The 22,201-nt window shown below is 44.8% G+C and carries 24 protein-coding genes; all 24 read left to right on the top strand.

The window, feature by feature from the left end; translation table 11 throughout:
• Positions 1-31 precede the first annotated feature (31 nt).
• Positions 32-499: a ribosome maturation factor RimP gene (locus FYJ57_RS05860; protein WP_106492328.1), complete on the top strand. Its 468-nt coding sequence runs from the start codon at positions 32-34 to the stop codon at positions 497-499.
• 16 nt (positions 500-515) lie between these two features.
• Complete coding sequence (gene nusA / locus FYJ57_RS05855) at positions 516-1,691, top strand: transcription termination factor NusA (protein WP_154431991.1); 1,176 nt, start codon at positions 516-518, stop codon at positions 1,689-1,691.
• A gap of 29 nt (positions 1,692-1,720) precedes the next feature.
• Positions 1,721-1,996, top strand: coding sequence for an RNase P modulator RnpM (gene rnpM, locus FYJ57_RS05850; protein ID WP_154431989.1), 276 nt, complete (start codon positions 1,721-1,723; stop codon positions 1,994-1,996).
• Complete coding sequence (locus tag FYJ57_RS05845; protein ID WP_022172244.1) at positions 1,986-2,294, top strand: L7Ae/L30e/S12e/Gadd45 family ribosomal protein; 309 nt, start codon at positions 1,986-1,988, stop codon at positions 2,292-2,294. Before rnpM ends, FYJ57_RS05845 begins: the two co-directional genes overlap by 11 nt.
• Before the next feature lie 39 nt (positions 2,295-2,333).
• The gene (gene infB, locus FYJ57_RS05840; protein ID WP_154431987.1) at positions 2,334-5,054 is read left to right on the top strand and encodes a translation initiation factor IF-2; all 2,721 of its coding nucleotides are present in this window, start codon (positions 2,334-2,336) and stop codon (positions 5,052-5,054) included.
• Positions 5,055-5,083: 29 nt separating this feature from the next.
• Positions 5,084-5,467 (top strand): 30S ribosome-binding factor RbfA, encoded by a 384-nt coding sequence (rbfA, locus tag FYJ57_RS05835; RefSeq protein ID WP_022172242.1) that lies wholly within the window; start codon positions 5,084-5,086, stop codon positions 5,465-5,467.
• Entirely contained in the window at positions 5,460-6,410 is a 951-nt protein-coding gene (locus FYJ57_RS05830) for a DHH family phosphoesterase (protein ID WP_287890975.1), read from the top strand. Before rbfA ends, FYJ57_RS05830 begins: the two co-directional genes overlap by 8 nt.
• A 9-nt stretch (positions 6,411-6,419) precedes the next feature.
• Positions 6,420-7,328 (top strand): tRNA pseudouridine(55) synthase TruB, encoded by a 909-nt coding sequence (gene truB / locus FYJ57_RS05825; protein WP_117523533.1) that lies wholly within the window; start codon positions 6,420-6,422, stop codon positions 7,326-7,328.
• An 89-nt stretch (positions 7,329-7,417) separates the two neighbouring features.
• Positions 7,418-8,350, top strand: a complete 933-nt coding sequence (locus FYJ57_RS05820; protein WP_154431983.1) for a bifunctional riboflavin kinase/FAD synthetase — start codon at positions 7,418-7,420, stop codon at positions 8,348-8,350.
• 105 nt (positions 8,351-8,455) lie between these two features.
• The gene (gene rpsO / locus FYJ57_RS05815; RefSeq protein ID WP_022172238.1) at positions 8,456-8,722 is read left to right on the top strand and encodes a 30S ribosomal protein S15; all 267 of its coding nucleotides are present in this window, start codon (positions 8,456-8,458) and stop codon (positions 8,720-8,722) included.
• A gap of 298 nt (positions 8,723-9,020) precedes the next feature.
• Positions 9,021-11,117: a polyribonucleotide nucleotidyltransferase gene (locus FYJ57_RS05810; RefSeq protein WP_106492323.1), complete on the top strand. Its 2,097-nt coding sequence runs from the start codon at positions 9,021-9,023 to the stop codon at positions 11,115-11,117.
• 258 nt (positions 11,118-11,375) lie between these two features.
• Positions 11,376-12,158, top strand: coding sequence for a response regulator (locus tag FYJ57_RS05805; protein ID WP_154431981.1), 783 nt, complete (start codon positions 11,376-11,378; stop codon positions 12,156-12,158).
• A complete protein-coding gene (locus FYJ57_RS05800) occupies positions 12,092-13,021 on the top strand; it encodes a putative bifunctional diguanylate cyclase/phosphodiesterase (protein ID WP_154431979.1) in 930 nt (309 codons plus the stop codon). The genes FYJ57_RS05805 and FYJ57_RS05800 overlap by 67 nt, the downstream gene beginning before the upstream one ends.
• Before the next feature lie 357 nt (positions 13,022-13,378).
• A complete protein-coding gene (locus FYJ57_RS05795) occupies positions 13,379-14,254 on the top strand; it encodes a phosphoribosylaminoimidazolesuccinocarboxamide synthase (RefSeq protein WP_154431977.1) in 876 nt (291 codons plus the stop codon).
• A 162-nt stretch (positions 14,255-14,416) separates the two neighbouring features.
• Complete coding sequence (locus tag FYJ57_RS05790; RefSeq protein ID WP_154431975.1) at positions 14,417-14,962, top strand: nitroreductase family protein; 546 nt, start codon at positions 14,417-14,419, stop codon at positions 14,960-14,962.
• 133 nt (positions 14,963-15,095) lie between these two features.
• A complete protein-coding gene (locus FYJ57_RS05785) occupies positions 15,096-15,314 on the top strand; it encodes a cation transporter (RefSeq protein ID WP_022172226.1) in 219 nt (72 codons plus the stop codon).
• A gap of 111 nt (positions 15,315-15,425) precedes the next feature.
• Positions 15,426-17,300, top strand: a complete 1,875-nt coding sequence (locus FYJ57_RS05780; protein ID WP_154431974.1) for a heavy metal translocating P-type ATPase — start codon at positions 15,426-15,428, stop codon at positions 17,298-17,300.
• Between the two features lie 294 nt (positions 17,301-17,594).
• The gene (locus FYJ57_RS05775; RefSeq protein WP_022172224.1) at positions 17,595-18,377 is read left to right on the top strand and encodes a ZIP family metal transporter; all 783 of its coding nucleotides are present in this window, start codon (positions 17,595-17,597) and stop codon (positions 18,375-18,377) included.
• A gap of 227 nt (positions 18,378-18,604) precedes the next feature.
• Complete coding sequence (locus FYJ57_RS15355) at positions 18,605-19,261, top strand: ABC transporter ATP-binding protein (protein ID WP_235904440.1); 657 nt, start codon at positions 18,605-18,607, stop codon at positions 19,259-19,261.
• Positions 19,254-19,466 carry a hypothetical protein gene (locus tag FYJ57_RS15110; protein ID WP_205839924.1) on the top strand — a complete coding sequence of 71 codons (213 nt, stop codon included), beginning with the start codon at positions 19,254-19,256 and terminating at the stop codon, positions 19,464-19,466. Before FYJ57_RS15355 ends, FYJ57_RS15110 begins: the two co-directional genes overlap by 8 nt.
• A 360-nt stretch (positions 19,467-19,826) precedes the next feature.
• Positions 19,827-20,111, top strand: a complete 285-nt coding sequence (locus tag FYJ57_RS05760; protein WP_154431970.1) for a DUF2325 domain-containing protein — start codon at positions 19,827-19,829, stop codon at positions 20,109-20,111.
• A gap of 23 nt (positions 20,112-20,134) precedes the next feature.
• Positions 20,135-20,686: a DUF3793 family protein gene (locus tag FYJ57_RS05755; RefSeq protein ID WP_328597439.1), complete on the top strand. Its 552-nt coding sequence runs from the start codon at positions 20,135-20,137 to the stop codon at positions 20,684-20,686.
• Positions 20,679-21,125, top strand: coding sequence for a flavodoxin (locus tag FYJ57_RS05750; protein WP_268878801.1), 447 nt, complete (start codon positions 20,679-20,681; stop codon positions 21,123-21,125). Before FYJ57_RS05755 ends, FYJ57_RS05750 begins: the two co-directional genes overlap by 8 nt.
• 120 nt (positions 21,126-21,245) lie before the next feature.
• Positions 21,246-22,145 carry a LysR family transcriptional regulator gene (locus tag FYJ57_RS05745; protein ID WP_154431965.1) on the top strand — a complete coding sequence of 300 codons (900 nt, stop codon included), beginning with the start codon at positions 21,246-21,248 and terminating at the stop codon, positions 22,143-22,145.
• The last annotated feature ends 56 nt before the right edge of the window (positions 22,146-22,201 follow it).

Here is a 22,201-nt window from a genome sequence, read left to right as displayed (position 1 = left end):
AACTGCTGTTCATGTAAAAGGTGGTGAAAGCATGAGTGTAAGAGAACAGTACGAACAGAAGGCGGAAGCTATGGCACAGCCGATTATTGATCAGTTTGGTTTTGAACTGGTGGATGTGGAGTATGTGAAAGAGGCAGGAAACTGGTATTTACGTTTCTATATCGATAAAGAAGGCGGAATTACCGTAGATGACTGTGAGGCAGTCAGCAGAATCTTCAGTGATAAACTGGATGAACTGGATTTTATCGAAGATGCTTATATTATGGAAGTAAGTTCCCCGGGTCTTGGACGTCCTCTGAAGAAAGAAAAGGATTACGTAAGAAGTATGGGAAAAGAAGTAGAGATCCGTACCTATCGTCCGATTAATAAAGAAAAAGAATTCTACGGAATCCTCAGTGCATATGATGAAAGTAGCGTGACGATCACCACAGAGGATCAGAAAGAGCAGACATTTGAAAAAGCAGATATCGCATTGATTCGTCTTGCTTTTGATTTTTAAGGAGGATAAAGAAAAAATGAACACAGAATTACTGGAAGCGTTAACTATTCTGGAAAAAGAAAAAAATATCAGCAAAGAAGTTCTGATGGAAGCGATCGAACAGTCTCTGATTCAGGCCTGTAAAAACCATTTTGGAAAAGCAGATAACGTACATGTGACCATCGATCATGAAACCTGCGAGTTCAGCGTATATGCTGACAAGACCGTAGTGGAGGTGGTAGAAGATCCGGTGATGGAGATCAGCCTTTCCAATGCGAAGATGATGGATTCCAAATATGAACTGGGGGATATCGTTCAGGTTCCGATTCAGTCCAAACAGTTCGGACGTATTGCGACACAGAACGCAAAGAATGTGATTCTGCAGAAGATCCGTGAGGAAGAAAGAAAAGTTCTGTATGATGAATATTTCCAGAAAGAAAAAGACGTGGTTACCGGTGTGGTACAGCGGTACATGGGAAAAAATGTCAGTGTGAATCTGGGTAAGGTAGATGCGATCCTGAGTGAAAACGAGCAGGTCAAAGGTGAAGTATACAAACCGACCGAACGTATCAAAGTATATGTACTGGAAGTTAAGGATTCACCGAAAGGACCAAAGATCATGGTTTCCAGAACTCATCCGGAACTGGTAAAACGTCTCTTTGAAGCAGAAGTGACTGAGGTAAAAGACGGTATCGTAGAGATCAAGAGTATCGCAAGAGAAGCCGGTTCCAGAACCAAGATCGCTGTATGGTCCAATGATCCGGATGTCGATGCCGTCGGTGCGTGTGTAGGTATGAACGGTGCCAGAGTAAACACTATTGTGGAAGAACTGCGTGGTGAGAAGATCGATATCATCAGCTGGAATGAGAATCCGGCACTGTTGATTGAGAATGCACTGAGCCCTGCAAAGGTGATCACCGTACTGGCAGATCCGGATGAGAAGACTGCGCTGGTTATTGTTCCGGATTATCAGCTGTCTCTTGCAATCGGTAAAGAAGGACAGAATGCCCGTCTGGCAGCCCGTCTGACAGGCTTCAAGATCGATATCAAGAGTGAGACACAGGCAAGAGAAGCCGGTGATTTTGAATATTATCAGGAGTCTGACGATGAAGAGGGTGAAGATTCCATGGAAGATGCTCTGGCCGATGTAGAACTGGATGAAGAACCGAAAACAGAAGAGATCTCGGAAGAGACATCCACAGAAGAAGAGTAAGATCTGAAAAAACAGTGAGGCGGATAGCTATGGGAAATATAAAAAAGGTGCCGCTGCGGAAATGTATCGGATGCAATGAGATGAAAAATAAAAAGGAAATGATGCGTGTACTGAAGGCGCCGGAAGGTGAAATCGTACTGGATGTGACCGGAAGAAAAAACGGTCGCGGCGCATATCTTTGTTTCTCAAAGGAATGTCTGCAGAAAGCCATCAAGAACAAAGGGCTGGAACGTTCCCTGAAGATGCAGATTCCTCAGGAGGTTTACGAGAACCTGGAAAGGGAGCTGGATACGATTGAATTGTAATAAAGTACTATCACTGATCGGACTTTCCACCAAGGCAGGTAAGATTGTCAGCGGAGAGTTTTCAACGGAGAAAGCAGTAAAGACAGGAAAGGCCTGGCTGGTCATCGTTTCGGCGGAAGCGTCGGACAATACCAAAAAGAAATTCCATAATATGTGTACGTATTATGAAGTACCCTGTTATGATTTCGGAGGAAAAGAGGAACTGGGAAGAGCCATGGGAAAAGAATTCCGTGCGTCTCTGGCAGTAACTGATGAAAACCTGGCAGCAGCAATGGAAAAACAGCTGAAATCTGAATAATTACATTTCTTGGCATGGAGCAGAAAGGTTGGTGGTAGAATGCCAAAATCAAGAATCTATGAAATTGCACAGGAATTAAATAAAACAAACAAAGAAGTTATTGAATTTTTAAAGGAGAAAAAGGTAGAAGTTAAGAGTCATATGAGTACATTGGAAGAAAAAGATGAAAAAATGGTCCGGGATGCATTCACCGGAAAAAATGAAGGAAAAGAAGAGAAAAAAGAAGCAGCTGACCGCCCGAAAAAGAAATCAAATCTGATTCAGGTATTCCGTCCGCAGAACGCACAGACCCAGGAAGGTAAGAATTTCAGAAGAAACAAACCGCAGTCTGACAGAAACGGACAGGACAGACCGGCAAGAGGAAACGGTGAAGGAAACCGCAGTGGATATCAGAACCGTGACAATCAGAGCAGAGATGGTCAGGAGAGAAGATTCAACGGTCAGGGAAGAAGAGACAATCAGAACCGTGACGGTCAGGGAAGAAGAGACAATCAGAATCGTGACGGCCAGAGCAGAGATAACCAGGGTGGCCGTCGCTTTGATAACAGAAACGGCCAGAATAATAACCGTTATCAGGGACAGAACAACCGTCAGGACGGCGGAAACGGAAGCCGTCGCTTCGATGGAAACAGAGACGGACAAAACAGAGACAATCAGAACAGAGACAATCAGGGCGGCCGTCGTTTTGATAACAACAGAAACGGTATGAACCGTGATAACAGAGACCGCGACGGAAGAGAAAACAACGGACGCAGAAATGAACGCAGAGATTCCAGACCTGCTATGGACAGTATGGATCTGGGTCTGGCAAGAAAACCGGTCAGAGACGTAAAGAACAAAGAAAAAGATAAAGAAAAAGAACGCGAAAGAGAAGAGAAAAAGACCCAGGACAGACGAAACGGACAGGGATCCAACCGTCCGAACCAGGGACGTTTTCAGAAGAGCAGACTGCCGAAAGCACTGCAGAAACCTGCCCGTCCTCAGCCGAAGGAAGAAAAGAAAGAAGTAGTGAAAGAAATCACACTTCCGGAGAAAATGACGATTCGCGAACTAGCAGAAAAGATGAAGATGCAGCCGGCAGTGATCGTTAAGAAACTGTTTATGGAAGGAACTATGGTTACGGTAAACCATGAGATCGATTTTGAAAAGGCACAGGAGATCGCACTTGACTATGATATTATCGCAGAACAGGAAGAAAAAGTGGATGTGATTGAGGAACTGTTAAAAGAGGAAGAGGAAGATCCGAAGGATCTCGTTCCAAGACCACCGGTTGTCTGTGTTATGGGACACGTTGACCATGGTAAAACTTCACTGCTGGATGCGATTCGTAAGACAAATGTAACCGACCGTGAGGCCGGTGGTATCACACAGCACATCGGTGCATATGTGGTATCAATCAAGGGACAGAAGATCACATTCCTGGATACTCCGGGACATGAGGCATTCACCGCTATGCGTATGCGTGGAGCAAACTCCACCGATATCGCTGTTCTGGTAGTTGCAGCAGACGATGGTGTAATGCCGCAGACGGTAGAAGCAATCAACCATGCAAAAGCAGCAGGTGTTGAGATCATTGTTGCGATCAACAAAGTAGATAAACCGAGTGCCAACATCGAGAGAGTAAAACAGGAACTTTCCGAGTACGAACTGATCCCGGAAGACTGGGGAGGAAGCACTATTTTCGTCCCAGTGTCCGCAAAGACTCACCAGGGTATCGAGGAACTGCTGGAGATGATCCTGCTGACTTCCGAGGTATGCGAACTGAAAGCCAACCCGAAGAGAAAAGCACGTGGTCTGGTTATCGAGGCGCAGCTTGACAAAGGAAAAGGTCCGGTTGCTACTATTCTTGTACAGAAAGGTACGCTGCATGTGGGTGACTTTATCGCAGCCGGAGCTTCCTCAGGTAAAGTACGTGCGATGATGGATGATAAGGGACGCCGTGTCAAAGAAGCAGGCCCGTCTACGCCGGTAGAGATTCTTGGTCTGTCAGATGTACCGAACGCAGGTGAAGTTCTGGTGGCTACCGAAAACGATAAAGAAGCAAAGAACTTTGCAGCAACCTTTATTTCTGAAAATAAGAATCGTCTGCTGGAAGAAACAAAAGCGAAGATGTCTCTGGATGATCTGTTCAGCCAGATTCAGGAAGGTAACCTGAAAGAACTGAATCTTATCGTAAAAGCTGATGTTCAGGGATCTGTGGAAGCTGTAAAGCAGAGTCTTGTGAAGCTGTCTAATGATGAAGTTGTCGTTAAGGTCATCCATGGTGGTGTAGGTGCTATCAACGAATCGGACGTAACACTGGCTTCCGCCTCCAACGCGATCATCATCGGTTTCAATGTTCGTCCGGACGCGACAGCAAAAGCAACCGCAGAACAGGAAGGTGTAGACCTGCGTCTGTACCGTGTCATCTATCAGGCAATCGAAGATGTGGAAGCTGCCATGAAGGGTATGCTTGATCCTGTCTTCGAAGAGAAAGTCATCGGTCATGCAGAAGTTCGTCAGATCTTCAAAGCATCCGGTGTCGGTAACATCGCCGGAAGTTATGTTCTGGATGGTGTATTCCAGAGAGGCTGTACGGTAAGAATCTCCAGAGAAGGAAAACAGATCTTCGAAGGTCCACTGGCATCTCTGAAACGATTCAAAGATGATGTGAAAGAAGTAAAAGCCGGTTATGAATGTGGTCTGGTATTCGAAGGATTCAACGATATCCAGGAATTGGATCAGGTAGAAGCATACATCATGGTAGAAGTACCGAGATAGGCTTTCATACCGGATTGAGGTGATAGGTAATGAGAAAAAACAGCATAAAAAATACAAGGATCAACGGCGAAGTGATGAAAGAATTAAGCCTCATCATCCGTCAGGAGATCAAAGATCCCAGAATTCATATGATGACATCCGTCACTTCTGTGGAAGTGGCACCGGATCTGAAAACCTGCAAGGCATACATCAGTGTGATGGGTTCCGATGAAGAAAAGAAAGATACCATTGCCGGTCTTCGCAGTGCGGAAGGTTATGTACGCCGCCAGCTGGCAAAACGTCTGAATCTTCGTAACACACCGGAGATTCAGTTTGTACTGGATCAGTCGATTGAATATGGTGTGCATATGTCCAGATTAATTGACGAGGTAAATAAAGAGACCCCAGAAAGGGATGAGGAAGATGATAAATAATATTGCATCTGTACTTGAGGGTGTAACCACAGCAGCTATCGCCGGTCACGTAAGACCGGATGGTGACTGCGTGGGCTCCTGCATGGGAATGTATCTGTATCTGAAAGAAAATTACCCACAGATCCAGACAGATGTTTATCTGGAGGAGGTACCGGAAGTATTTCATTTTATTCAGAACATTGATCAGGCGAAACAGGAATGGGAAGAGAAAGAATATGACCTGTTCCTGGAATTCGATGTCAGCAGCACAGACCGGATCGGCGTTGCCGGTCAGGCAGTGAATACGGCGAAAATAACCGCGTGCATCGATCATCACATCACGAATAAAGGAATTGCACAGAAGAATCAGATCGTTCCGGACGCAAGCTCTACCTGTGAAGTGCTCTATGAACTTCTGGAGCCGGAAAAGATCAACAAAGCCTGTGCGGAAGCACTATATACCGGGATCGTTCACGATACCGGTGTGTTCCAGTACAGCTGTACCGGAACCAGAACCATGGAGATCGCAGGTCAGCTGATGGCAAAAGGCATTGATTTTACCAGTATCATCAAGGATTCTTTCTATACAAAATCCTATGCACAGAATCAGATTATGGGACGCACGATCATGGAGAGCATCATGCTTTTGGATCAGCGGTGTATCGTGGGTTATGTGAGAAAGAAAGACATGGATTTTTACGGTGTGACACCGAAAGATATGGATGGTATCGTCAACCAGTTACAGAATACCCGTGGCGTGGAGGTTGCCATCTTTTTATATGAAATCGGTGTGCAGGAGTATAAAGTCAGCATGCGTTCCAACGGAAAAGTGGATGTGGCAAGAGTGGCTTCTTATTTTGGCGGTGGAGGCCATGTGAAAGCAGCCGGATGTACTATGCAGGGATCAGTTTTCGATGTGGTAAACAGTCTGACACTGGATATAGAAAGACAGCTTCGGGAGTAAAGAAAACATATGGAAAGAAGCGGTGTAATCAATATATACAAAGAAGCAGGCTATACATCTCATGATGTGGTGGCGAAGCTTCGTGGAATCTTAAAACAAAAAAAGATCGGTCATACGGGAACCCTGGATCCTCAGGCACAGGGTGTCCTGCCGGTCTGCCTTGGAAAAGGAACAAAACTGTGTGATCTGCTGGCAGATCATGATAAGGAATACGAGGCAGTGCTTCGGTTGGGAATCACCACCGATACCCAGGATATGGAAGGAACGATCCTGAAGGAGTCGTCAGTGCAGGTGTCGGAAGAAGAAGTCCGCACCTGCATTCTTTCATTTCAGGGTGAGCAGCAGCAGGTTCCACCGATGTATTCCGCACTGAAAGTGAATGGAAAAAAACTGTACGAACTGGCACGGGAAGGTAAAGTCGTGGAGCGAAAAGCCAGACCGGTTACCTTTCATAACATTGAGGTTCTGTGGATGGAGCTTCCGAAAGTAAAGATTCGGGTGCAGTGTTCCAAGGGAACGTATATCCGGACCTTATGTAACGATATCGGTGAAAAACTGGGATGTGGCGGTTGCATGGAAGAACTTCTGCGTACCCGGGTAGAGCGGTTTGGATTGACAGACGCGGTAAAACTGGACGAAGTACAAAAAGTCATGGAAGAAGGTAATATAGAACGTTTGATTCTTCCTGTAGACAGGATGTTCGATCAGTATCCGGCTGCGAAAACAACACCGCAGGGTGATCTTCTGGTACACAACGGAAACCGGATTTTTCCGGAACTGTTACAGGAGGAGCTCAAGGTGGATGGAGGTTATGTCAGAGTATATGACAGCCGGGAGACATTTATAGGACTGTATGAGAAAAAGACAGATCAGATGATACCGGTGAAAATGTTTTATCGAAAAGAAAATGAGGCGTAACGATTCTGCAGGCAATATTCTGTGAGATGTTTTGTCCCGTAAAAGCAATTGGAAAAACAGTTGCGACAGAGAGAAGAATGGAAAGAGACATGAAATATATTACAAAAAATCTGGATTTTCAATTGGATAAGAGAAGTGTGGTAACACTTGGAAAATTTGACGGCGTCCATAAGGGGCACAGTAAACTGATCAACCGGGTTCTGGAAATCGGCAAAGAAGGATATGAAACGGTAGTATTTACCTTTGATGTTTCTCCTCTTGTCAGACTGGGAACCAGGATCAAGCGGACGATTCTTACGAATGAAGAGCGCAGGATTCTTCTGGAACGCCGGGGAGTGGAATGTCTGGTGGAGTGTCCGTTCGTTCCGGAAATCATCCGGATGGAGCCGGAGGATTTTATCAGGGAGATTCTGGTTAAACAGCTGTGTGCCGCATATGTAGTGGTGGGGCCGGATTTTCACTTTGGACATAACAGAAAAGGAAATCCGGAACTGTTACGGAAGGCGGGTACCCAATATGGATTTGAGGTGGAAATTTTAAGCAAGGAGACGCGGGAAGAACGCCCGATCAGCAGCACCTGGATCCGTGAGGTACTTCAGGAAGGAAATATCGAGAAAGTCAATGAGCTCCTCGGCTACCGGTATTTTGTGCTGGGAGAAGTGGTACATGGAAGACAGCTGGGGCGTACCTGGGGACTTCCGACGATTAATCAGGTGCCGGAAGACGGAAAACTTCTACCACCCTTTGGTGTCTATGCATCGAAAACTTTTATCAAAGGTAAAACGTTCTATGGAATCTCCAATGTGGGGGTGAAACCCACCGTGGAAGTGCCGTTTGCAGGTGTAGAGACGTATTTGTTTGACTGCGACGAGGATCTGTACGGGGAAGAGGCCCGGGTGGAATTCTATCACTTTGTGCGTCCGGAGTGCAAGTTTGATTCGGTGGAAGAACTGAAAGCACAGATTCAGAGAGATGCCGGTTCAGGAAAGCAATATTTCGAAAAAAGAGGTTTACATTACTGAAAGTATATGGTATACTGTTCAAGTATGAGTTAGCCCATATTCAGATATCGGATACTCCGACCATTTCTTAATATGTGGCGATTGAAAAAACAGGAGGAAAACAAAATGATTTCTAAAGAAAAGAAACAGGCTATTATGGCTGAATACGCAAGAACAGAAGGCGACACAGGTTCACCGGAAGTACAGGTAGCTGTACTGACAGCAAGAATCCAGGAGCTGACAGAGCATCTGAAAACACATCACAAAGATCATCATTCCAGAAGAGGTCTGCTGAAAATGGTAGGTCAGAGAAGAGGTCTGCTGGATTACCTGAAGAAAACAGATATCGAAAGATATCGTGCACTGATTGAAAAATTAGGAATCAGAAAGTAATTCAACTGCACAGAGAAAAGAATGGCGAGGGGTGGAAGGTATTCTTCCATCCCTCTTATCTTAATCTGTACAAGACAGCGTAAAAAAGGAAAATATATCCCAACGGATACTGTCGATTACCGGAAGATGTCGGAAAGGATGCCGAGACCACTGAAAAGCATATTGCCAAAGCAGGATAAGGACAGCGGGGAGTGTGTTTTTCAGTTGTTTCGGAGCATATCCGCCGGCAGAATGTTGCTGAGAATGAAGTGAACAGTAACGAAAAAATCGCCCAGAGGGCAGAAAAAGGAGAAAATGTATGTACAAAAGTTATTCTATGGAACTGGCAGGAAGAACACTGACAGTTGACATCGACCGCGTGGCAAAACAGGCTAATGGCGCAGCATTTATGCATTATGGTGATACCGTTGTACTTTCTACCGCAACCGCATCAGAAAAGCCAAGAGAAGGAATTGATTTTTTCCCGTTAAGTGTAGAATATGAAGAGAAAATGTATGCAGTAGGAAAAATCCCGGGTGGATTTAACAAGAGAGAAGGAAAAGCATCCGAGCATGCGATTCTGACCTCCCGAGTAATTGACCGTCCGATGCGTCCGCTGTTCCCGAAGGATTACCGTAATGATGTTACACTGAATAACATGGTAATGTCTGTAGATCCACAGTGTAATCCGGAAGTTGTGGCAATGCTTGGTTCCTCTATCGCAACCTGCATCTCAGATATTCCTTTTGACGGACCGTGTGCAGCAACACAGGTAGGTATGATCGATGGTGAACTGATCATTAACCCGACACTGGAGCAGAATGCAAAATCTGACCTGAAACTGACTGTTGCTTCCACAAGAGAAAAAGTCATCATGATTGAAGCCGGAGCAAACGAAGTTCCGGAAGCAAAGATGATTGAAGCTATTTTTGAAGCTGATAAGGTCAACAAAGAGATCATCGCATTTATCGACAAAATCGTAGCTGACTGCGGAAAAGCAAAACACAGCTATGAATCCTGTGCGGTTCCGGAAGAACTGTTCGCAGCGATGAAAGAGATCGTAACACCGGAAGAGATGGAAGTAGCTGTATTCTCCGATGACAAACAGACAAGAGAAGAAAATATCCGTCAGGTGACAGCAAAACTGGAAGAAGCATTTGCTGATAATGAGGAATGGCTGGCTGTTCTGGGTGAAGCCGTGTACCAGTATCAGAAAAAGACCGTTCGTAAGATGATCCTGAAAGATCACAAACGTCCGGATGGCCGTGCGATCACACAGATCCGTCCGCTGGCTGCAGAAACGGATATCGTACCGCGTGTTCACGGTTCTGCCATGTTTACAAGAGGACAGACACAGATCTGTACCATCACCACCCTGGCTCCTCTGTCCGAGGGACAGCGTCTGGATGGCCTGGATGAGTTCGAGGTTGGAAAACGTTACATGCATCACTATAACTTCCCGTCCTACTCTGTAGGTGAGACGAAACCGAGCCGTGGACCGGGACGTCGTGAGATCGGTCATGGCGCACTGGCTGAGAAAGCTCTGGTTCCGGTACTGCCAAGCGAGGAAGAATTCCCATATGCGATCCGTACCGTATCTGAGACATTCGAATCCAACGGATCTACTTCTCAGGCAAGTATCTGTGCATCTACCATGTCTCTGATGGCAGCAGGTGTACCGATCAGAAAACCGGTAGCAGGTATCTCATGTGGTCTGGTAACCGGCGAGACCGATGATGATTATATCGTTCTGACCGATATTCAGGGTCTGGAGGATTTCTTCGGCGATATGGATTTCAAGGTGGCAGGTACACATGATGGTATCACAGCGATCCAGATGGATATCAAGATCCATGGTCTGACCCGTCCGATCATTGAAGAGGCTATTGCAAAGACCAAACAGGCAAGAGAGTATATTCTGACCGAAGTTATGGAAAAATGTATCGCAGGCCCGAGAGAGCATGTGAATGAATACGCACCGAAGATCGTTCAGATCAAGATCGATCCGGAAAAGATCGGCGATGTGGTAGGTCAGAGAGGAAAAACCATTAATGCGATCATCGATGAGACCGGTGTAAAAATCGATATCACAGATGACGGAGCAGTTTCTATCTGCGGAACAGATCAGAAGATGATGGATAAAGCAATTCACTATATCCAGACCATCGTAACAGATTACAAAGAAGGTCAGATTTTCACCGGTAAAGTAGTAAGCATCAAAGAATTCGGCGCATTTATCGAATTTGCACCAGGAAAAGAGGGTATGGTTCATATCTCCAAGATCGCAAAAGAGCGTATCAACCGGGTAGAGGATGTTCTGACACTGGGCGATGAAGTCAAAGTGATCTGTATGGGCAAGGATAAGATGGGAAGAATGAGCTTCAGCATCAAAGACGTACCGGCAGATGAGAAATAAAATAAACAGAAAATGAGAGGTTGGAGAACTGTTCCGCAGTTCTCCGGCTTTTTTTGTTTTACGGGAAATTGCTTTCCTGTAAAGTGAAAAATGCCTCGCGAGGATGCGCCAGTGAACAGTAACGACAGCAACATCCTGTGGGCAGAAATAAAGAGAAATAATAAACACTGCATCGAAAATAGAGTATAATATAATCGGTATACTAACGAAAGAAGCAGCAGGGAAGTGGCTGTTAACATTTGTTTGGAGAACACATAAATGAAACAGACGAGAAAAAGACGTATTCTGATCATGGATGATTCCGAGATGAATCGTGAGATTCTGACCGGAATATTGGAAGATGAATATGATATTGTGGAAGCGGAAGATGGGAAAAAAGCCATAGCAATCATGGAGGAAGGACTTTATAGTTTCTCTATCGTACTTCTGGATATTACCATGCCGGAACTGGATGGATTCGGCGTGCTGCAGGTGATGCAGCAGCGTAACTGGCTGAAAGAACTTCCGGTTATTATTATATCTGCAGAGACATCCAATGAATATATTGGGCACGCTTATGAAATGGGGGTCAGTGATTATTTCAGCAGACCTTTTGATGCAAGGATTGTTAACACCAGAGTGCGGAACACGATCGCACTTTTTGAACGAGATTATATTGATCAGGTAACGGGGGGAGATAACAGAAAGGAGTTTATCCGCCGGGTGTCAAGATCATTAAAAGAGATGCCTGCAAAAACAGATTATGTGCTTCTGTTTTTTAATATTAAAAATTTTAAGGCAGTCAATGAACTTCTCGGCGTAGGTGGTGGAGATAAATTACTGTGCTGGTTTTACCAGAGGATCATATATTCAAGATTTGCTCCCATTGATACTTCGAGGATTGAATCGGATCATTTTGCGTGTCTGATCGAAGCAAGGAATTTGGATTATGACTATCTGACAGAATTTTGTAATTTCAATTACGGAAAAGAAAGATGCATATTTACAGTACCTGTGGTATTTATTATATCCAGGAAAATGATGTGTCGGTCACCGGTATGATAGACAGAGCAAAACTTGCAAAGGGATATATCACAGATGAGTATCTGAAACCCTATGCTATTTTTAAAAGCGATATGAAAGATACCTATGTGGATGAGATGGAAATCTGTTCGGAATTCGAAGAGGGGATTGAAAAACAGGAATTTCAGGTGTTTTATCAGCCGGTCGTGGATGCGAAAACCGGAAAAATCGTATCGGCGGAGGCCCTGGTGCGCTGGTTTCATGAGCAGAAAGGATTTATTTCTCCCGGACAGTTTATTCCGGCACTGGAAAAGGGAGGCTATATCTCCGAACTGGATCGCTATATGATTGAGAAAGTGACAGGCTGTCTGGATCAGCGAAGAGCAGAAAAGAAACGGTTTGTACCTGTATCCGTCAATCTTTCCTGGATGGACTTCTACGATGAAAATATGCTGGAATGGATCGTGCGGGGACTGAAAAAAAACAATCAGAATGAACAGAAGATCCGCTTTGAAATTACTGAGACTTCTCTGGCAGCAATAGGCGAGAATCACACCCGTATGCTGATGCATCTGAAAGAAAACGGTGCAGAGATCCTGCTGGATGACTTCGGAAACGGATATTCGTCTTTTGGAATGTTGCAGGATTATGATTTTGATATCCTGAAGATGGATATCAGTTTTGTACGAAATATCGGAGTTAATAAAAAGTCAGAGAGTATCCTGCGGGCAATTATCGATATGGCACATAAGCTGGGGATTCGACTGGTAGCGGAAGGTGCAGAGACCGAAGAACAGGCAGCATTCCTGCGGGCGAACGGATGTGATTATATTCAGGGATATTATTACTATAAACCGATGCCGGAAGCAGAGTTTTTGCAGCTTCTGGAAGAAGGTAAATAAGAGATAGAAGAGCCGTATGCGTAAGCGTATGGCTCACTTAAGTTATGATGCAATATTTTTATGATATAATGAGCGTTAGCGAGCGGGAACAAACGAAGTTTGTTCATCGGGAGCGGCGAATGGCGATCATGATAGATGCGAAAGCAGCGTCAAGCACCGAAGGTGCGAATCATGATTTAGTAACAGTGCTTAATAAAGAATATCAAATTATAAGTATTACTTATTAGTTGGCTGCGTTTAAAACTATAAGTGAAAACCGGACAAAGTCTTGACAATAACCCTCAGATAGTGGTAGCCTTTTCCTGTACTGAAAATACATCAGACATTGTCTAAGAAAAAAAGGATGAGGTGTGTAAAATGCAGGAAATGAAACCTATTAAAGAAGGAAAAGTACGTGAGATTTATGATAACGGTGACAGCCTGATCATGGTAGCTACAGATCGTATCAGCTGTTTTGATGTGATTCTGAACAATGAAGTGACCAAAAAAGGAGCTGTCCTGACACAGATGTCCAAGTTCTGGTTTGACATGACAGAGGATATCATTCCTAATCACATGATTTCTGTAGATGTGAAAGATATGCCGGAATTCTTCCAGCAGGAAAAGTTCAACGGTAACAGTATGATGTGCCGGAAACTGGAGATGCTGCCAATCGAGTGCATCGTTCGCGGATATATCACAGGAAGTGGCTGGGAGAGCTATAAGAAAACCGGAAAAGTCTGTGGCATTGAACTTCCGGAAGGACTGAAAGAATCCGATAAACTGCCGGAGCCTATTTACACCCCGTCTACCAAAGCAGAGATCGGTGATCACGATGAGAATATTTCTTTTGAACAGAGCGTAACTCATCTGGAAAAATACTTCCCGGGAAGAGGACAGGAACTGGCTGAAAAACTTCGTGACAACACCATCGCGCTGTATAAAAAATGTGCAGAGTATGCATTGAGTAAAGGAATCATCATCGCAGATACCAAGTTCGAGTTTGGACTGGATGCAGAAGGAAACATGGTGATCGGTGATGAGATGCTTACACCGGATAGTTCCCGTTTCTGGCCGGCGGAAGGATATGAAGCAGGACATGGCCAGCCTTCTTTCGACAAACAGTTTGCCCGTGACTGGCTGAAAGCAAACCCGGATAACAACTGGACACTGCCACAGGAAATCGTGGACAAGACCATCAACAAATACCTGCAGGGTTACGAGATGCTGACCGGTAAAAAGCTTGGGGAATAATTCAGAGTATGAGATATGGTGTGTCATTGTGAAAACGATTGACAATCTGAATAAAATAATGTAAAAATAATAAAAAACATACGAAGAACCGGAGAATGTCTCTTTACAAAGAGCTGTTCTCCGATTTTTCTGCTTTATTGTACGGAACAGGAGGAGCAGGAAATGGAATTAATAAAAGGCATTAAAGAGAGAAGAAGCACCAGAAAATTCACAGACCAGGCAGTAAGCGAGGAGGAGATTCGTGCGATTGTTAGCGTAGCAGCCTACGCACCAAGCTGGAAAAATACACAGACAGCCCACTACATCGCGATAATAAACCAGGCGAAAAAGCAGGAGATCGCCGATACCTGCGTGATGGGATTTGCCGGTAATCAGCGGATCATCGGTCAGGCTCCGGTGCTGATCGTGGAGACAACAGTCAATGAGCGGTCCGGATATGAAAGAGATGGTTCTTTTTCCACCTCCAAGGGCACACACTGGCAGTCCTACGATGCAGGGCTGGCGGGCGAAGCTTTCTGTCTGGCTGCCTGGGAAAAAGGTCTGGGAACTGTGATCATGGGAATCTTTGAAGAAGCAAAAGTAAAAGAAGCTCTGCAGATCCCGGAGACAGAATCGGTATCCGCACTGATCGCACTCGGCTATCCGGAAGAAGTGCCGGAGGCTCCGAAGAGAAAAGAAACAGAACTACTGTTGAAGATTGTAAAATAAAAAGAACAAGCATCCTATCGGAAAAACAGTTGACAAATAGAAAATCGATGCTATAATAAAATCAAACATATGAACAAATGCTCATATATAACATTAAAAACAAAAGTAGAAAAGAAAGGAAAAGGTAAATAATATGAAAAAAACCTATAAAATCGAAGTAGACTGCGCAAACTGTGCAAATAAGATGGAAGAAGCAGCAAAGAACACAGCAGGTGTAAAGAATGCAAATGTAAACTTTATGACACTGAAGATGAGTGTAGAATTTGAAGAAGGACAGGATCCGAAAGCTGTTATGCAGGATGTACTGAAAAACTGCAAGAAAGTAGAAGATGACTGCGAGATTTATCTGTAAGATATCATGACAGCGTAAAGAAACTGCCCGGGAAAGCGAAGTTGTTTCTTTACGCTGTATTTTTTACCCGGTGAACAGTAACCGCATTGAATGAATAAAGGAGGCTTTAGTATGAATAAGAAGCAGAAAAAGATGCTGATCCGTATTGTGATAGCTGCAGTACTGGTTGTTGCGTTTTCTCTGATTCCGATGAAAGGATATGTAAAATTCGTATTGTTTATGATCCCATATCTGGTCATTGGATACGATATCCTGAAAAAAGCGGGAAAAGGTATTTTAAACCGACAGATGTTTGATGAGAATTTTCTGATGGCGGTAGCAACAATCGGTGCGATTCTCCTTGGGGATTACAAAGAAGGCGTAGCAGTTATGCTGTTTTATCAGATCGGTGAATTGTTCCAGAGTTATGCGGTCGGAAAGAGCCGCAGAAATATCAGCGAGCTGATGGATATCCGCCCGGATTATGCAAATATTGAACAGGATGGAAAACTGGAGCAGGTGGATCCTGATGAAGTGGAGATCGGCTCTGTCATCGTGGTACAGCCGGGAGAAAAAGTGCCGATTGACGGTATCGTGGCAGAAGGAGCTTCCACACTGAATACAAGTGCACTGACCGGAGAGAGTGTACCGCAGGATGTGCACTGCGGGGATGAGATCATCAGCGGATGTATCAATATGACTGGTGTGTTAAAGATTCGGACTACAAAGGAATTCGGAGAATCTACGGTATCCAGGATTCTTGATCTGGTAGAAAATGCAAGTTCTCAGAAATCAAAATCAGAGAATTTTATTTCAAAATTTGCAAAATACTATACTCCGGCGGTATGCTACGGTGCGGTGGCGCTGGCTGTATTGCCTCCGCTGGTTCGTATACTTTTCATGGGACTGTCACCGGAATGGGGCGACTGGATCTACCGTGCACTGACTTTCCTGGTTATCAGTTGTCCATGTGCGCTGGTCATCAGTATTCCGTTAAGTTTTTTTGCGGGCATCGGTGGTGCAAGTAAAGCAGGTGTTCTGGTTAAGGGGTCGAACTATCTGGAGACTTTGTCTCAGACAAAATATGTGGTATTTGATAAAACCGGTACGATGACACAGGGTGTGTTTGAAGTAAGCGGAGTACACCATAATGAGCTGGAAGATGCAAAACTTCTGGAATACGCAGCCCTTGCAGAGTGTTCTTCTTCTCATCCGATCAGCAAGAGTCTGCAGAAAGCCTATGGAAAAAATATTGACAGAAGTCGTGTCACAGAGATTGAAGAAATCAGTGGCAACGGTGTTACTGCGAAAGTAGACGGCATTGCTGTGGCAGCAGGAAATGAAAAACTGATGGAAAAACTGGGAATTGCATACAGATCCTGCAGTCATGTAGGAACAGTTGTGCATATGGCTGTGAACGGCAGATACGCAGGACATATTCTGATTTCCGATACGGTGAAACCCCACGCAAAACAGGCGATTAAAGAGCTGAAAAAATGTGGTGTAAAAAAGACCATCATGCTGACAGGTGACCGGAAAAATGTGGCAGATTATGTGGCAAAGGATCTGGGAATTCAGGAGGTTTACAGCGAGCTGCTTCCGGGAGATAAAGTAAGCAAAGTAGAAGAACTGTTGGACAGAAAGACAGAAAAAGAAAAACTGGCATTCGTCGGTGATGGAATCAACGATGCACCTGTACTTTCCAGAGCCGATATCGGAATTGCCATGGGTGCCATGGGATCCGATGCCGCGATTGAGGCGGCCGATATCGTACTGATGGATGATGATCCGTTAAAGATTGCCACAGCGATCCATATTGCAAGAAAATGTATGCATATTGTATATGAAAATATTTATTTCGCCATCGGTATCAAACTGATCTGTCTGCTGCTTGGTGCCCTGGGCATTGCCAATATGTGGATGGCGATCTTCGCAGATGTGGGCGTTATGGTCATCGCAGTGGTGAATGCGATTCGGGCACTGTTTGTGAAAAAATATGAGATGTAAAAAAGAATAGCCAGAGGAAAAACAAAACCCTCCGTAACATGGGAAAAGAACTTCCATGTTACGGGGATTGTTTTGCATATCAATCATTGGTCCGAAGGAACGGTTTTGCTTTACGAGGGCATGATATATCTGATATTGGAAAAAGGATGGCAAGAGAAGCAGAAGATACATAGAATAAACCAGCGGTGTCGGTTCTGTCCTCCATACATTGCGAAAGATTATCGTTAAAGCAGAAAAAAATTGAAAAAACAAATGAGTTAGTATAAACTAACTTAAAAGAGAGGAGAAGCTTATATGAATATAGAGGTAATTGGTGGAATTTTGATTCCTTTTGTAGGAACAACACTGGGAGCGGCGGGGGTATTTTTTATGAAAAAAGAGCTGAGCGATCTGGTACAGCGGGCACTGACCGGCTTTGCGGCGGGGGTGATGGTGGCGGCTTCGGTATGGAGTCTTCTGATTCCGGCGATGGATCAGTCCGAAGGGATGGGACGACTGGCATTCATCCCGGCTGTGGTGGGCTTTTGGATCGGAAATTTATTTTTACTGGCTCTGGATCATATCATTCCTCATCTGCACCGTAACAGTGAAAAGGCGGAAGGACCGAAGAGCAGGCTGGCGAGGACGACGATGCTGGTGTTGGCGGTAACCTTACACAACATCCCAGAGGGAATGGCGGTCGGTGTGGTTTATGCCGGTTATCTGACCGGTAACACGAAAATTACAGCCATGGGAGCACTGGCACTTTCCATCGGTATCGCAATCCAGAACTTTCCGGAAGGAGCGATTATTTCCATGCCGCTTCGGGCACAGGGGATGAAAAAGTCAAAAGCTTTTCTTGGAGGAACGCTGTCCGGTATCGTGGAGCCGATCGGTGCCGCGGTTACGATCCTGGCAGCAGGGCTGATCGTTCCGGCCCTGCCTTATCTGCTCAGCTTTGCGGCAGGGGCGATGATCTATGTGGTTGTGGAAGAACTGATCCCGGAGATGTCTGCGGGGGAACATTCGAATATCGGAACGCTGTTTTTCGGGGTGGGATTCTGCCTGATGATGATTCTGGATGTGGCACTCGGATAGAAAGACAGAAGGAATGGTATAAATGAGAAAAATTATCATTAGTAAAAACCAAAAGAAGAACAAATAGTGGTAAAATGGTTAGAAGAAACTAATTATAAACAGCCGCATCTGCGTGAAAACAGTTGAAACGAATCACAAAAATGTGAATACGGCTGCGGTATTTTTCAGAAGGAGAGAGCTGCAGCCGAAAGCAATCAGAAAATGGGGAAGAAAACCGGAGGAAGTTTATGTTTCTTACATTACAACAAATTAAGAAGTCCTTTGGACAGGGCGAGAGTAAAGTAGAAGTATTAAAGGGAATCGATCTTGCGGTCGAACAGGGAGAGTTTTGTATTCTCCTTGGACCGTCGGGATCCGGAAAATCAACATTGTTAAATATCATCGGCGGCATCGACAGGGCGGATGATGGAGAAATCGTGATCCACGGCGAGCGGATGGCAGATATGAAGGAAAAACGACTGACTATTTACCGGAGAAAGCATCTTGGCTATATTTTCCAGATGTATAATCTGATCCCGAATCTGACCGTACGGGAAAACATCGAAGTGGGTGCCTATCTGAGCGACAAACCGCTGGATGTGAACGAACTGTTACATACCCTCGGACTCTATTCTGGCAGGTTACGGCACCACGCTCGGTACGGTATCCAAGACTGCTGCCGAATCGCTGCAGGAATTACAGACCGGACTTACCGCATTGCAGACCGGAACAGTACAGTTACAGGAAAGCAGCAGTCAGTTAGAAGCCGGTATGGCAGCGTTTGGAGAAGGAATCCGGCAGCTGTATCAGGGATCCGCAGCACTGCATCAGGGAAGCGGACAACTTTCTTCCACAGGAACTGCCCTGATCGGTGGTTTGGATACGATGATCTCAGGCATGGATAGCCTGCATCAGGGACTGGTCAAATTTGACGAGGACGGAATTCAGGAGCTCAGCGACCTGACGGGTACAGACCTGACAAGCCTGGCAAACCGGATCCGTGCACTGAAGAAAGCAGATGGCAGATACGACAATTATGGTGGTATCTGCGAGGGAGCAAGCGGAAATGTCCGTTTTATTATCGAGACGGATGAGATAAAAGCAGAATAAAAAACATAAAACATGGCAAAGAACCGGGAATTCCCAGGGGAATATCAAAGCGGCAGCAGCTGGCACGAAACAAATATTCCCCTGGATTCCCGGCTTTTTTCTGCTGTTCCTCAAGAAAAGGACAAAAACTTTATAATTCCTAGAAAAATACTAAGAAATTAGTTGACAACTAGCAAAAGTTAGTATAGACTTATTTCATAAGTTAGACAAATCTAACCCATAGAAAACAAACTAATATTTATTGAGAAGAGATCCAGGAAAACCGGATGGAACGTGAATAAAAAGTATTCGTAACTGTTCAGTACCTTCACAGTGGCTACGGAATAGTTACAAGTATTCAAAGAAGACAGGAGGAATCATATGGGCGTTGTAATCGTAGGCGGACACGACCGCATGGTAGCACAGTATAAAAAAATCTGTAAATCCTATAAATGTAAGGTGAAAGTATTTACCCACATGGGAGCAGATTTCAACAAACAAATCGGATGTCCGGATCTTCTGGTATTATTTACCAATACCGTATCTCACAAGATGGTGCGCTGCGCACTGGATGAGATCGACGGAAAACATACCGATGTGGTTCGCTGCCACACCAGCAGCGGAAACGCACTGACCGGGATTCTGGAAAACTGTTTTGCAAACTAAGAGGGATGTAACGGAGGAGAGACATACTGGAAAGATATCTGATCGATCATTGTTCGCCCACACTGGCATCGTTGAAGACGGCTAATATGTTCAGCTGTCCGTATGAGTCCGGTGAGAGTCTGGAGGAAGATGTGCGCAAGTGGAATTTGCAGATGAAGGATAAGGGACTTTATCTTACGATTCTTCGAAAAAACGATAAAAAAGCACTGGTTTATCTGTGCAGGCCACAGAGACTGGAGCAGGATCTTCATAAACCGGAAGTACAAAAGTTTCTGCGGGCGTGCGGATATCGGGGAGAGCACTGGGAAGAGGCACTGACGGAATTGAAAGACAGATTACATATGTGTGAAAAATTCCCTCATGAGATTGGCTTGTTTCTCGATTATCCGTTGGTTGATGTGATAGGATTTATCCGTAATACCGGGAAAAACTGTAAGTGTTCCGGCTGCTGGAAAGCCTATGGTAATGCAAAAGAAGCAGAGAAAACATTCTGCAGATACAAAAAATGCAGAGAGATCTATTCCCGGCTGTGGGAAAATGGCAGGAGCGTTTTGCAGCTGACCGTAGCTGCTTAACCATAAAAACGGGGCATCCCGTAAATATCAGGTTGTTTATTGGAGCAGTACAGGTAATACAGAAGCAATGGCAGATGCAGTAGTGGAGGGCGCAAAAGAAAAAGGCGCAGACGTAACACTGTATGAATGTGCCGATTTCCGCCCGGAACTGGTAGGAGAATACGATGCCATCGCGTTCGGATGCCCGGCTATGGGAGATGAAGTACTGGAAGAAGATGAATTTGAACCAATGTTTGACGGCTGCAAAGCTGAACTGAAAGACAAAAAAATCGCACTGTTCGGATCTTATGGATGGGGAGACGGTGAATGGATGAGAAACTGGGAGAAAAGCTGTAAAGAAGCAGGAGCGGTTCTGGCAACAGAGAGTGTCATCTGCAACGATATGCCGGATGATGCCGGCGTAGCAAATTGCAAGGAACTGGGCGCAGCACTGGCATAACGGCTTTGACAAATAAAACCGAGGACCTTATGGATTCTGCAAAAAGAACCCGTAAGGTCTTTTTTTATGGAAAATCTTAGGGTATAATCAAAACATCGACAGAAAAAGGAGTAGCAGGATATGACATTATCACAGTTACGCTATGCAATTACCGTGGCGGATTCCCGTTCGATGAATCAGGCGGCGCAGAAATTATTTATCTCCCAGCCAAGCCTTTCGGCGGCTATCCGGGAACTGGAAGACGAGGTGGGAATCGAGATTTTCCGGAGAACCAACCGCGGGATCCAGGTGACACCGGACGGAGAAGAATTTGTCGGATATGCCAGACAGGTCGTGGAACAGTATGCCCTGATCGAGGCACGGTATGTGGATAAAGAAAAAGTAAAGAAAAAGTTCGGCGTTTCCATGCAGCATTATTCGTTTGCGGTGAAGGCATTCGTGGAGATGGTCAGACGCTTCGGGATGGAACGGTATGAATTTTCCATCTATGAGACACAGACGTATGATGTGATTGAAAATGTGAAAAACTTCCGGAGTGAGCTGGGAATTTTATATCTGAATGATTTTAACCGGAAAGTACTGGGGAAGATCTTTGAGGAAAACAATCTGGAATTTCATGAGCTTTTTGACTGTCAGGAATACGTTTACCTGTGGAGCGGTCATCCGTTGGCAAAAAAGAAGGAGATTACTCTGGAGGATCTGGAAGATTATCCATTTCTTTCGTTTGACCAGGGGAGCAACAATTCGTTTTATTTTGCGGAGGAAGTGTTCAGTACGTATGAATACAAACAGTCGATCAAGGCGAATGACCGTGCGACGATGCTGAATCTGATGAAAGGACTGAACGGATATACACTTTGCAGCGGCATTATTTGCGAAAATCTGAATGGTTCGGAGTATTGTGCGGTAAAACTCTCCACAGAAGAAACCATGACGATCGGATATCTGAAACGAAAGGGGATTCCGTTAAGTTCGATAGGAAAGGAATATCTGAAAGAGATCAGTAAATATAACAATTAAGATAATTCATGGTGCAAAAACAAATACTCATATATAACTAAATGGAATACATGAAA

The sequence above is a fragment of the Oliverpabstia intestinalis genome, assembly GCF_009696065.1.
Taxonomy (GTDB): Bacteria; Bacillota; Clostridia; order Lachnospirales; family Lachnospiraceae; genus Oliverpabstia; species Oliverpabstia intestinalis.
The sequence above is the reverse complement of the archived record's forward strand: the minus strand, read 5'-3'. Positions and strand labels throughout refer to the sequence as shown.